Here is an 11,089-nt window from a genome sequence, read left to right as displayed (position 1 = left end):
GCATGACCGACGACCGCTTCGACATCTGGGCCCCGAAGGCCCGCACCCTCGCGCTGTCCGTGGGGGACGAGCGCCTGCCGCTCTCCCCCGTGGGCGACGGCTGGTGGACCCTCGACGCCGCGCGCGCCGAGGCCCTCCCCTCCGGCGACCTCGACTACGGCTACCTCGTGGACGACTCCGACACCCCGCTGCCGGACCCGCGCTCCCGCCGCCAGCCCGAGGGCGTCCACGGGCGCTCGCGCACGTACGACCCGTCGTCGTTCGCGTGGACCGACCAGGCGTGGACCGGCCGCCAGCTCGCCGGCGCCGTCGTCTACGAGATGCACATCGGCACCTTCACCCCCGAGGGCACGCTCGACTCCGCGATCGACCGGCTCGACCACCTCGTCGCGCTCGGCGTCGACCTGGTGGAGGTGCTGCCGGTCAACGGCTTCAACGGCACGCACAACTGGGGCTACGACGGCGTCCTCTGGTACACGGTGCAGGAGACCTACGGCGGCCCCGAGGCGTACCAGCGCTTCGTCGACGCCTGCCACGCGCGCGGCCTCGGCGTCGTGCAGGACGTCGTGTACAACCACCTCGGCCCCTCGGGCAACTACCTGCCCGTCTACGGCCCGTACCTGCACGAGGCGTCGGCGAACACGTGGGGCAGCAGCCTCAACCTCGACGGGGAGGACTCCGGTCCCGTCCGCGAGTACGTCATCGACAACGCGCTCATGTGGCTCGGCGACTACCACGTCGACGCGCTGCGCCTGGACGCGGTGCACGCGCTCGTCGACCACACCGCGACGCACCTCCTCGAGGAGCTCGCGGTGCAGGTGGACGTGCTCTCCGCGCACGTGGGCCGCCCGCTCACGCTCATCGCCGAGTCGGACCTCAACGACCCGAAGCTGATCACCTCGCGCGAGGCCCACGGCTACGGACTCGACGCGCAGTGGAGCGACGACTTCCACCACGCCGTCCACGTGGCGCTCACGGGCGAGACGACGGGCTACTACGAGGACTTCGCGTCGCTCGGGGCGCTCGCCAAGGTCATCACGCGCGGCTTCTTCCACGACGGCACGTGGTCGTCGTTCCGCGGCCGCGTGCACGGTCGGCCGCTGGACCTCGAGCGGATCCCCGCGCACCGCCTCGTGGTCGCGAACCAGAACCACGACCAGATCGGCAACCGGGCGACCGGCGACCGCCTGACGGCGACGCTCGACGAGGGCGGGCTCGCGCTGGCGGCCGTGCTCACGCTCACGTCGCCCTTCACGCCGATGCTCTTCATGGGCGAGGAATGGGGGGCGACCACCCCGTGGCAGTTCTTCACCTCGCACCCCGAGCACGACCTCGGCGAGGCGACCGCGAAGGGCCGCATCGAGGAGTTCGCGAGGATGGGCTGGGACGAGTCCGTCGTGCCGAACCCGCAGGACCCGTCCACCTTCCAGGACTCGAAGCTCGACTGGTCGGAGCTGTACGGCGCCGAGGCCGCCGCGTCGCAGCACGCGCGGCTGTTCGCGCTCTACAGCGAGCTGATCCGCCTCCGCCGCGCGCACCCCGACCTCACCGACCCCCGGTTCGCCGAGGTCGAGGTGGAGGTGCACGAGGAGGCGCGCCTGCTCGTGATGGACCGCGGCGAGCTGTCGATCGTGGTCAACCTCTCCGACGAGGAGCGCCGGGTGCCCGTCGTGGGCGAGCGTCCCGCGCTGCTGCTCGGGACCGCCCCGGGCGTCGAGCTCGGTGCGGACGAGGTCGTGCTCCCGGCGCGCACCGCCGCGATCCTCGGGCCGGTGGCGGACGCCGCGGAGGCGCTGCTCGCCTGAGCGACCGGGGCCCGGGCGGGCGGCGACGTGCTCCCGGGCCCTCCCCCTGCGCGGTCCCGCGCCCGTGCTAGGTTCGAAACAGGCCGGGCTGGGGGGCACGCCGACGTCGTTCCCGCGCGTCGGCAGCGGCGACATCCCTCGACGGAACGGACTCCCCTTGCGCATCTCAGTGATCGGCTGCGGCTACCTCGGAACCGTGCACGCGGCCTGCATGAGCCGGCTCGGGCACGACGTGGTGGCCATCGACGTGGACGCCGCCAAGATCGCCTCGCTCCAGCAGGGCGTCGCCCCCTTCTTCGAGCCGGGCCTCCCCGAGCTCCTCAGCGAGCAGCTGGCGACCGGGCGCCTGCGGTTCAGCACCGACGCGGCCGAGACCGCCGGGGCCCGCGTGCACTTCATCGCCGTGGGCACGCCCCAGAAGCGCGGCGAGAACGCGGCCGACCTCACGTACGTCGACGCGGCCGTCGACGCGCTGATCCCGCACCTGGCCGACGGCGACGTCATCGCCGGCAAGTCGACCGTCCCCGTCGGCACGGCCCGCCGGCTCGCCGAGCGCGTCCACGCCCGCGTCCCCGGCGCCACGCTCATGTGGAACCCCGAGTTCCTGCGCGAGGGCTTCGCGGTGGAGGACACCCTCACGCCGGACCGCTTCGTCTACGGGCTCCCCGCGGGCGAGGAGGGCGAGGCCGCCCGCGCCGTGCTCGACGAGGTCTACGCCACCGCGATCGGCGCCGGCACGGCCCGGGTCACCACCGACTACGAGACCGCCGAGCTCGTCAAGGTCTCCGCCAACGCGTTCCTCGCGACCAAGATCTCGTTCATCAACGCCATGGCCGAGGTGTGCGAGGCGACGGGCGCCGACGTCACGCAGCTCGCGGACGCCATCGGGTACGACGACCGCATCGGGCGCCGCTTCCTCAACGCTGGCGTCGGCTTCGGCGGCGGCTGCCTGCCCAAGGACATCCGGGCCTTCATGGCCCGGGCCGGCGAGCTCGGGGCGGACCAGGCGCTGACGTTCCTCCGCGAGGTCGACTCCATCAACATGCGCCGCCGCGTCCGCGCGGTCGACGTGGCGCGCGAGGTGTGCGGGGGATCGCTGCTCGGCCGCAACGTCGCCGTCCTCGGCCTCGCGTTCAAGCCGGAGTCCGACGACGTGCGCGACTCCCCCGCGCTCAGCATCTCCGCGCAGCTGCAGCTGCAGGGTGCGCGCGTGCTGGCGACGGATCCGTACGCGAACGAGAACTCGCGCCGCCGTTTCCCGGAGCTCACCTACGTGGACACGTGGCAGGAGGCCGCACGCGACGCCGACGTGGTCATGCTGCTCACCGAGTGGAAGCAGTACCGCGCCATCGACCCCGCGGAGCTCAAGGCCATCGTGGCCACGCCCGTGATCGTCGACGGCCGCAACTGCCTGGATCCCGTCGCATGGCGCGCGGCCGGCTGGCGCTACCGCGGCATGGGCCGGCCCTAGTCCTCGCGGGTCGGATCACCCCTGGGCCAACGCCCCGACGATGATCGCGAGCACGCTCACCAGGGCGGCGAGGACAGCGCCGTTCAGCAGGATCCCGGCGATCGCGCGGTCGTGCCCGTCGGGCTCGCTGCACAGGGCCATGATCCCCACGACGAGTCCCGCGAGCGGGCACACGACGGTGAACCCGGCGACGAGCGAGACGAGTCCGATGATCACCGAGGACGTCGCCAGCCCCTTCTGCTGAGGGACGAGCCCGCCCACGTCCACCGGAGCCGGCTGAGGCCAGCGTGGATCGGACGGGCGGCCGGCAGGCGGATCGGGATCGGGGCGGCGGACGTCCACGGCTCTCCTCGCGTCGGGTGGGTGACGCGGGAGAGTAGCCGATGTCGCGCTCCGGGGAGCGCGTCATCCACGCTTCCGTGGAGCGCGCGCCCGATCAGCGCGGAGTGGTCGCCGCGAAGCCCATGAGCGCGCCGCCCGCGACGATGATCGAGATCCCGATGGCCACGGGGATGAGCAGCAGCAGGCCGTTGAGGATGAGGCCGGTGATGGCGAACCCGCGGCCGGCCGGCTCCTTGCGGATGCCGATGACGCCGAAGACCAGGCCGATGAGCGGGCACAGGAACGTCCAGAAGAAGAAGACCGAGACGAGGCCGAGGATCATCGAGGTGAGGCTCATGCCCTTGGGGGGCGCGGCCGCGTAGACGGGCTGGCCCCAGGCCACCGCCGCCGGGGCGGGCGGCACCGGTGCGGGCGCGAGGCCGTACGGCGGGGCGGCCGGGGCGGACGCGCTCGGGTGCGGCTGCACGGACGGCGCCGCCGGTGCGGCAGGCGCGGGAGCTGCGGGCTGGTCGTCGGATGCGGGCGCGGCGGGATCGGTCACGGTGGTCCTCGTCAGTAGGGCGGATGTCACCGGAGGTTATCGCGTCCCGAGGGCGCGGAGCGCGGATCCGATGCCGTGGTACCGTCCGCGCCGGGCCGCCGCAGGAGCGACGCCGGCCCGATGGCGCCCCGGCCGAAGCGCGCCGCTGCCTGGTCGACCGTGCGCTCGGCCTCGCGCCAGCCCTCGTCGGCGTCCCACAGCGCGACGGCCCGGTTGTCGGCGTCGTCGAGCTGCTCGGCCCGCACGCCCACGAGCCGGATCCGGTCGCCCGGGCGTGCGACCTGCTCGTAGACCTCGCGGATCTCGTCGTAGATGCGCCGCGCGACGTCCGTCGGCTCGGACAGCGTGCGCGAGCGCGTGATGGTGCGGAAGTCGGAGTAGCGGAGCTTGAGCGACACGGTGCGCGTGGTGAGCCCGGCACGCCGCAGCCGCTCCGCGACGCGCGTGGCCTGGCCGAGGAGCTCGCGGCGCACGATCGCCGGATCCGCCACGTCGTCGGAGAACGTGTTCTCGTGCCCCATGCTCTTCTCCTCGCGGTGCGTGCTGACGCGTCGCGGGTCGCGTCCCCAGGAGAGGTCGTGCAGCCGGGCGCCCGCGGACTCGCCGAGCATCGACTGCAGCGCGGGCAGGGGCGTGTCGGCGATGTCGGCCACCGTGCGGAGGCCACGGCGGAGGAGGGCCTCCTCGGTGGTCTTCCCCACGCCCCACAGCGCGCCGACCGGCAGCGCGTGGAGGAACGGGAGCGTCTCGGCGGCCGGGATGACGAGGAGGCCGTCCGGCTTGCAGCGGGTGCTCGCGAGCTTGGCGACGAACTTGGTGGACGCGGCGCCGACCGAGCAGGTGAGGCCGGTCTCCGCGTGGACGCGGCGGCGGATCATCGCGCCGATCTCCGCGGGCGAGCCGAACAGGTTCCGCGCCCCGGCCACGTCGAGGAACGCCTCGTCGATGGACAGCGGCTCCACGAGCGGCGTGACGTCGCGGAAGATCCCCATGACGACCTTCGACCAGTGCGCGTACTTCTCCATGTGCCCGCCGATGACCGTGGCCTGCGGGCAGAGACGGAGGGCCTGCGCCATGGGCATGGCCGACCGGACCCCGAACCGGCGCGCCTCGTACGTGGCGCTCGTGACGACGCCGCGCCCCGCCGAGCCGCCCACGATGACGGGCGTGCCGCGGAGCTCCGGCCGCTCGAGCAGCTCGACGGCGGCGAAGAACGCGTCCATGTCGATGTGGAGGATGGTCGCCTCGGAGTCGTCCGCGCTCGCGTCGGACGTGCGCCTCGTCGATCCGTCCTGCCTGCTCATGTCGTCCTCACGCTAGCCCGGGCCGCCGACATCGGTCGACGTCGGCGGAGCCGCGGCGCGGCGCGGCGCGGGCGGAGGGTCGCGGCGCGCGGCGCGGATCAGGCGGCGGGCTGGGCGCGGTGCCCGGCGTCGTCGTCGCACTCCGCCTCCGCGGCGACGTCGACGCCGCCGTCCCGCCGCCCGTTCCGCTCGTCCTCGAGCCGCGCGATGCGCTTGAGCGCCGCCTCGTGGCTCGTCGACTGCGCCCCCATGACGCGGCCGGCCACGCCCAGCATCACCCGCGTCGACGCCAGCGCCGGCAGCGGGAACGGGCCGAAGGAGGCGCGGTCGAGGCCGAGCAGCTCGCGGTACCGCGGCTCGAGCGAGGCGACGGCTCCCGCGAAGAGCACCCGGTAGGCAGGGAGCATCGACGGGCGCAGCGGCGGCTCACGGAGGAACGAGATCGTCTCGCGCGTGCGCTCGTCCGCGCGGAGCATGCCCTGGTCGTGGAAGGCGTCGATCTGCGCGTGCAGCTCGGCGTGCGAGCGCGGCGGCGCCTCGACGCCCATCAGCTCGCCCGCCTTGGCCCACTCGGCCACGTACCGGTCGGGGCCGCCCGGGATCGGCGGACCCCACTGCATGTGCGTGCTGAGGAAGGCGTCGGTGAAGACGATGTGCACCCAGGACAGGAGGTCGGGGTCGTTCGCGCTGTAGGGGCGCTCGACGCCGTGTCCGTCCACGAAGGTGCCCTGGACCTTGCGGTGGTACCCGCGGACGCGCCGGCTGACGTCGACGGCCGTGTCGCGGTCGCCGAACGAGGTGGTGACCACCCAGCGCACGGTGCCGGCGAGTCGGCCGAGCGGATCCTCGCGGTACCGCGACCAGTCGTGCACGCCCGCCATGGCGCCCGGATGCAGGGTCTGCATGAGGAGCGCGCGGATCCCGGCGACGAGCGACGGCATGCCGCCGTGGACGGACCAGACGGCGGATCCCGGGCCGAACCAGCCCGCGTCGTCGCCCTTCTCCAGGTCCTGGATCCACTGGGGTCGCCCCTCGGAGTCGGCGGAGAAGGTCTCCAGGATGTGGGACTTCCAGCGGTCCGCGTATCTGCTCACGTCATCGAACCTATCCCGCGTTTCCCAGCCTGGGGAGGTCCCCGCGGCACGGATCCCGAACGGGGGCGTGACGGCTCCCTGGACGCGTCCCCCGTGCGGGGGCCATGTCGGCTGTGCGGCGGATCAGCCGTCGAGGAGGGCGACGAGGGCCGCGACCGTGCGCGCGTTCCGCGCCGTGACGGAGGCTCCGAGGCCGCGCCAGAAGGAGGCGGGGATGCGCGAGCGCGAGACGCCGTCCGGGTGCCAGGAGTACACCGCGCGCTCGGCGACGCGCACCAGGTCGGGCGCGATGCCCTCCGCGGACGGGGGCGCGGGCGCCGGACGCAGCGGCCGATCGAGGAAGGAGACGAGGAGCAGGGACGGGTCGTCCGCGACGCCGGCGAAGGGGATCGCCGAGGCGATGGCGCGGAAGTCGTCCGCGCCGACCACGTGCACGTCGGCGGTCACGCCCGTGGCGAGGCGCACCGCGTCCTCGATGGCGACCGCGGCGCCCCGCCCGGCCGGGCGCACGTGGTCGACGACGGCGTTCCCGCTGCGCAGGTGCGTCCGCACGCCGGTGTAGCCGAGGCCCTCGAGCGCCTGCGTGAGCGCGGACATGGGCACCTGCTTCGCCCGCCCGACGTTGATCCCGCGCAGCAGCACGACCGACCGCTCCATCCGGCACCCGCTCCCCCGGCGCCCTCGCCGTCCGGACCAGTGTGGCCCGGGATCGGCGCGGACGGAAAGGCGGGACGCCACGCGGACGGGCGTCCGCGCGGGCTCAGTCGCCGGACGGGCCGAACTGCTCCACCCGGATCGCCTCCCGCGGGACGCCCGCGTCGAGGAGGAGGCGCGTCGCCCCGCCGGCGAAGGCGGTGGATCCGCAGACGAACGCCACGCGCGCTCCCGCCGCGAGATCGGCGACCTCCTCCGGCCGGAGCCGGCCGAAGCCCCGTTCCCCGTGCCGCTCGCGCGTCGTCGCGACGAGCGCGCCGGCCGCCTCGAGCTCCCCGCGGCACGGCACGTCGTGAGCGGTCCGCGCCGAGACGGCGGCGCGCACGAGCCCGGGGACGCCGAGGTGCCGCGCGTGGCGGATCATCGACACGATCGGCACCGCGCCCGTCCCGCCGCCGAGCGCGACCGCGGGCGTCGCGCCGTCCCAGACGAAGAAGCCGCCGATGGGGAGGCGCATCTCGATCTCGTCGCCGACCCGCGCGATCTCGGCGAAGAAGCCGCTGACCTCGCCGTCCTCGTAGCGCTCCAGGAGCAGCTCGATCCCCCGCTCGTGCGGCGCCGACAGGATCGAGTACGAGCGCTGCGCGACGTAGCCGTCCTCCGCGCGCAGGCGCACGACGCAGTGCTGGCCGGGGAGGTGCGGGATCCGGTCGGGCACGTCGAACCGCAGCAGCACGGTGCCGGGCGTCGGGTGCTCGAGCGCCGTGATCGTCGCGGTGCGCCACTCGCCGCCGACGGAGGCGGGGACGGCGGGCAGGACGGGCTCGGCGGGCACGTGGTCGGCCGGGGACGCGCCCGCGAGCGCGCTCAGCGGTCGCCCTGGTAGCGCTGCTCGCGCCACGGGTCGCCGCGGTCGTGGTAGCCGTTGCGCTCCCAGAACCCCTGCCGGTCGCGGTCGAGCAGCGTGAGGCGCGCGATCCACTTGGCGCTCTTCCAGAAGTAGAGGTGCGGCACGAGGAGCCGCGCGGGTCCGCCGTGGTCGGCGGTGAGCGGGCGGCCGTCGGCCTCGAACGCGATCCACGCGCGGCCGCCGCGGAGGTCCTCCAGCGGGAGGTTCGTCGTGTAGCCGGAGTGCGAGGTCGCGAGGACGAAGCGGGCCTCCGGCAGCGGGCCGGCGGCGTCGAGCAGGGTGTCGACGCTGACGCCGGCGAAGCGCGTGTCGAGCCGGGTCCAGGTGGTGACGCAGTGGATGTCGCCCGCGTACTCGGAGCGGGGCAGCGCGTGCGCCTGGTCCCAGTCCCACATCGTCGGCCGTTCGACGAGGCCGTCGACGGCGATCGACCAGCGCGACTCCGGCAGGTTCGGCACCGCCTCCGCCGTGAGGACGGGCCAGCCGCCCCCGGTGTCGTATTGGCCGGGCGGGAGGCGGTCGGCCGGGCCCTTCCGGGGGCGGCCGACGAAGCCGCGGGTGATGCCGGTCATGCGCGCCTCCTGGAGGGCGGTCGGGGACGGGTCCCGTCCATCATGCCGCGCCCGCCCGCCCGGCGGCCGCCCGGTGACGCCCCCGACGACACCCGGCGCGTAGCGTGGTCGCGTGACCGCATCGCTCGTCCTCCTCAGCGACACCCACCTCCCGAAGCGCGCGAAGGACCTCCCGGCGGCGCTGTGGCGGGCGGTCGAGGCCGCCGACCTCGTGATCCACGCCGGCGACTGGGTCGACGAGCCCGCGCTCGACGCGCTCGAGGCGCGCTCGCGGCGGCTGGTCGCGTGCTGGGGCAACAACGACCCCGCGGGGCTGCGGGCGCGTCTGCCCGAGACGGCGCGCGTGGTCGTGGAGGGGATCCGCATCGCCGTCACGCACGAGACGGGCGCGTCCACGGGACGCGAGCGGCGGATGGACGCGGCCTTCCCCGAGACCGACGTGCTCGTGTTCGGCCACAGCCACATCCCGTGGGACACCGTGACGCCCGCCGGCCTCCGGCTGCTGAACCCCGGCTCCCCCACCGACCGGCGGCGCCAGCCCGACTTCACCTGGATGACCGCGACGGCCGACGCCGGGCGGCTCGACGTGGAGCTCGTCCGGTCGGCGACGCGGGACTGACGCGCCGCCGCCGCCGGGTCGGGCCCGGCGGGCGCGACCTCAGGCCGTCGGGTCCGCAGCGTCCGCTCGACCGCAGAAGTCGAGGATCGCGCCCTCGAGCACGTCCGCGAGCACGCGGACCGAGGCGACCTCGGCCCACTCCTCGGCCGCGTGCGCGCCGCCGCCGGTGACGCCGAGCAGGATGCACGGGATGCCGGCCTCCTGCACGAGCCCGGCGTCGGTCCAGAACGGCTCGCCGCGGTGCGCGACGGGTGCGCCGGTGACGCGCGCGCCGCTGTCGAGGACGGCGCGGGCCAGCGGTCCGTCGACGTCGGCCTCGAAGGCCGCGCGGGCGACGAGCGGCACCAGCTCGGCGTCCATATCGGGCGTGCGGGCGACCACGGCGTCGAGGATCCGCCGCAGCTCCGCCTCCACGCCCGCCGGGCTCTCGCCGGGCAGGTAGCGCCGCTCGACGGTGAGCGTGCAGGCCTCGGCGACGGTCGCGGCGTCCGTGCCGCCGTGGATGCGCGATACGCGCACCGCACCCGTGCCGAGCAGCGGGTGCCGCGGGCCCGCCGCGAGCCGCGCGCCGAGGGCGTCCAGCTCGCGGAGCACGAGGCCGGCGTGCGCGATGGCGTCGACGCCCTGCTCGGGCATGGAGCCGTGCGCGGCGCGTCCGCGCAGGCGGATCTCGTACCAGCCGAAGCCGCGGTGGGCGACGATCGCCTCGGACTGGCTGGGCTCCGAGATCACGGCGCCGTCGACGACCGTGCCGTCGGCGGCCAGGGTGCGGAGCGCCTCCTCGGTGCCGATGCTGCCGAACTCCTCGTCGGCGACCAGGGCGAGCACGATGCCGCCGCGCGTGCCGATCCGCCGGGCGCGGTCGGCGGCGACCATCATCGCCGCGAGCCCGGCCTTCATGTCGAACGCGCCGCGGCCGAGCAGGCGGCCGTCCTCGACGCGCGGCAGGAGGCCGCCGCGCTCGGGGTCGCCGGGCGGCACGGTGTCGAGGTGCCCGTCAAGCAGGATGGTGCGCCCGCCGCCCGTGCCCGCCGCGGTCGCGAGGACGGTGGGGCGGCCGGGTACGTCCTCGAGGATCCGGACGGCGAAGCCGCGGGCGCGGAGCCAGGCGGCGACGTGCGCGGCGACCGCGGCCTCCCCCGCGGCGCCCGGGACGAGGTCGGGGTTCGTGGAGTCGATGCGGATGAGGTCGGCGGCGAGGTCGACGGGGTCGACGGCGGACGGGTCCGCCGGGCCGGGGATGGCCGCCTCGCTCACGGGCGCGGCGGCAGGTCGTCGGCGGGCAGCACGGGCGCGCCCGCTCCGGCGTCGGCCGCGTCGGCGTCGTCCGCGAGACGCAGCGCGCTCTGCGGCACCACGACCCGGCGGCCGGGACTCTCGTCCTCGTCGGCGCCGAGCTCCACGAGCCAGGCGCGGCCGCGGGCGGTCGGCACCGGGCTGACGCTGCGGAGCCCGTCGGACGCGGATGCGACCACGAGGCCCACGGGCTCGCCCGCGAGCGTCGCGTCGCCGGTCGCGGCGGCGCCGTCGACGATGACGACCACGGCGCCCACGCCGATCGCGTGCGTGCCCTCACCGCCGCGCTCGTCCTCGGAACCGTCCCGGCCGCGTCTCATCCACATGCGCCCATCGTCCCATCGGACGCTCCCCGCCGCCGCCCGGCACGCGGCCCGCCGCGGTCACGGGGAGCCCGTCCGGCGCATCCGGCGCGCCCGGCCCCGCCCGCCGCACGGACGACGCCCGGCCGCGGCGGCTAGCGTGGGGATCCCACCCGCAA

The 11,089-nt window shown here is 75.2% G+C and carries 12 protein-coding genes; 3 read left to right on the top strand and 9 right to left on the bottom strand.

Translation table 11 applies throughout. From position 1 onward, the window contains the following. Positions 1–2: 2 nt before the first annotated feature. Together treZ and ACU4ZT_RS07470 are read left to right on the top strand one after the other, a co-directional pair. Positions 3–1,805 (top strand): malto-oligosyltrehalose trehalohydrolase, encoded by a 1,803-nt coding sequence (gene treZ / locus ACU4ZT_RS07475; protein ID WP_063072730.1) that lies wholly within the window; start codon positions 3–5, stop codon positions 1,803–1,805. Between the two features lie 157 nt (positions 1,806–1,962). Then, a complete protein-coding gene (locus ACU4ZT_RS07470) occupies positions 1,963–3,276 on the top strand; it encodes a UDP-glucose dehydrogenase family protein (RefSeq protein ID WP_414748013.1) in 1,314 nt (437 codons plus the stop codon). 15 nt (positions 3,277–3,291) lie between these two features. Here the strand turns inward: ACU4ZT_RS07470 and ACU4ZT_RS07465 are convergent, their stop codons facing one another. The 7 genes from ACU4ZT_RS07465 to ACU4ZT_RS07435 all read right to left on the bottom strand — a co-directional run bounded on the left by ACU4ZT_RS07465 (position 3,292) and on the right by ACU4ZT_RS07435 (position 8,693). Then, positions 3,292–3,492: a hypothetical protein gene (locus ACU4ZT_RS07465; protein ID WP_414748014.1), complete on the bottom strand. Its 201-nt coding sequence runs from the start codon at positions 3,490–3,492 to the stop codon at positions 3,292–3,294. A 220-nt stretch (positions 3,493–3,712) separates the two neighbouring features. After that, positions 3,713–4,159 (bottom strand): hypothetical protein, encoded by a 447-nt coding sequence (locus tag ACU4ZT_RS07460; protein WP_063072727.1) that lies wholly within the window; start codon positions 4,157–4,159, stop codon positions 3,713–3,715. A gap of 26 nt (positions 4,160–4,185) precedes the next feature. Further along, positions 4,186–5,463, bottom strand: a complete 1,278-nt coding sequence (locus ACU4ZT_RS07455; RefSeq protein WP_063072726.1) for a DNA polymerase IV — start codon at positions 5,461–5,463, stop codon at positions 4,186–4,188. 98 nt (positions 5,464–5,561) lie between these two features. Then, positions 5,562–6,557 carry an oxygenase MpaB family protein gene (locus ACU4ZT_RS07450; RefSeq protein ID WP_414763300.1) on the bottom strand — a complete coding sequence of 332 codons (996 nt, stop codon included), beginning with the start codon at positions 6,555–6,557 and terminating at the stop codon, positions 5,562–5,564. A gap of 123 nt (positions 6,558–6,680) precedes the next feature. After that, complete coding sequence (locus ACU4ZT_RS07445; RefSeq protein ID WP_414763299.1) at positions 6,681–7,214, bottom strand: DUF1697 domain-containing protein; 534 nt, start codon at positions 7,212–7,214, stop codon at positions 6,681–6,683. 103 nt (positions 7,215–7,317) lie between these two features. After that, positions 7,318–8,046 (bottom strand): FAD-binding oxidoreductase, encoded by a 729-nt coding sequence (locus ACU4ZT_RS07440; RefSeq protein WP_445338563.1) that lies wholly within the window; start codon positions 8,044–8,046, stop codon positions 7,318–7,320. Positions 8,047–8,078: 32 nt separating this feature from the next. Next, positions 8,079–8,693 (bottom strand): sulfite oxidase-like oxidoreductase, encoded by a 615-nt coding sequence (locus tag ACU4ZT_RS07435; protein WP_445338561.1) that lies wholly within the window; start codon positions 8,691–8,693, stop codon positions 8,079–8,081. 112 nt (positions 8,694–8,805) lie between these two features. Here ACU4ZT_RS07435 and ACU4ZT_RS07430 point away from each other — a divergent pair, with 112 nt between their 5' ends. Further along, positions 8,806–9,312 carry a metallophosphoesterase family protein gene (locus tag ACU4ZT_RS07430; RefSeq protein WP_063072721.1) on the top strand — a complete coding sequence of 169 codons (507 nt, stop codon included), beginning with the start codon at positions 8,806–8,808 and terminating at the stop codon, positions 9,310–9,312. Between the two features lie 39 nt (positions 9,313–9,351). Here the strand turns inward: ACU4ZT_RS07430 and ACU4ZT_RS07425 are convergent, their stop codons facing one another. Continuing rightward, positions 9,352–10,569 carry a M20/M25/M40 family metallo-hydrolase gene (locus tag ACU4ZT_RS07425; protein WP_414748017.1) on the bottom strand — a complete coding sequence of 406 codons (1,218 nt, stop codon included), beginning with the start codon at positions 10,567–10,569 and terminating at the stop codon, positions 9,352–9,354. Further along, the gene (locus ACU4ZT_RS07420) at positions 10,566–10,934 is read right to left on the bottom strand and encodes a hypothetical protein (RefSeq protein ID WP_063072720.1); all 369 of its coding nucleotides are present in this window, start codon (positions 10,932–10,934) and stop codon (positions 10,566–10,568) included. Before ACU4ZT_RS07420 ends, ACU4ZT_RS07425 begins: the two co-directional genes overlap by 4 nt. Positions 10,935–11,089 lie beyond the last annotated feature (155 nt).

The sequence above is a fragment of the Clavibacter davisi genome (assembly GCF_052751415.1).
This window is presented reverse-complemented; position numbering and strand designations above follow the sequence as displayed.

What these genes read in the sequence shown, in the direction of transcription:
- ACU4ZT_RS07455 (WP_063072726.1), bottom strand. Translation starts at nt 5,463, where the DNA reads ATGAGCAGGCAGGACGGATCGACGAGGCGCACGTCCGACGCGAGCGCG.
- ACU4ZT_RS07420 (WP_063072720.1), bottom strand. Translation starts at nt 10,934, where the DNA reads ATGTGGATGAGACGCGGCCGGGACGGTTCCGAGGACGAGCGCGGCGGT.
- treZ (WP_063072730.1), top strand. Translation starts at nt 3, where the DNA reads ATGACCGACGACCGCTTCGACATCTGGGCCCCGAAGGCCCGCACCCTC.
- ACU4ZT_RS07445 (WP_414763299.1), bottom strand. Translation starts at nt 7,214, where the DNA reads ATGGAGCGGTCGGTCGTGCTGCTGCGCGGGATCAACGTCGGGCGGGCG.
- ACU4ZT_RS07435 (WP_445338561.1), bottom strand. Translation starts at nt 8,693, where the DNA reads ATGACCGGCATCACCCGCGGCTTCGTCGGCCGCCCCCGGAAGGGCCCG.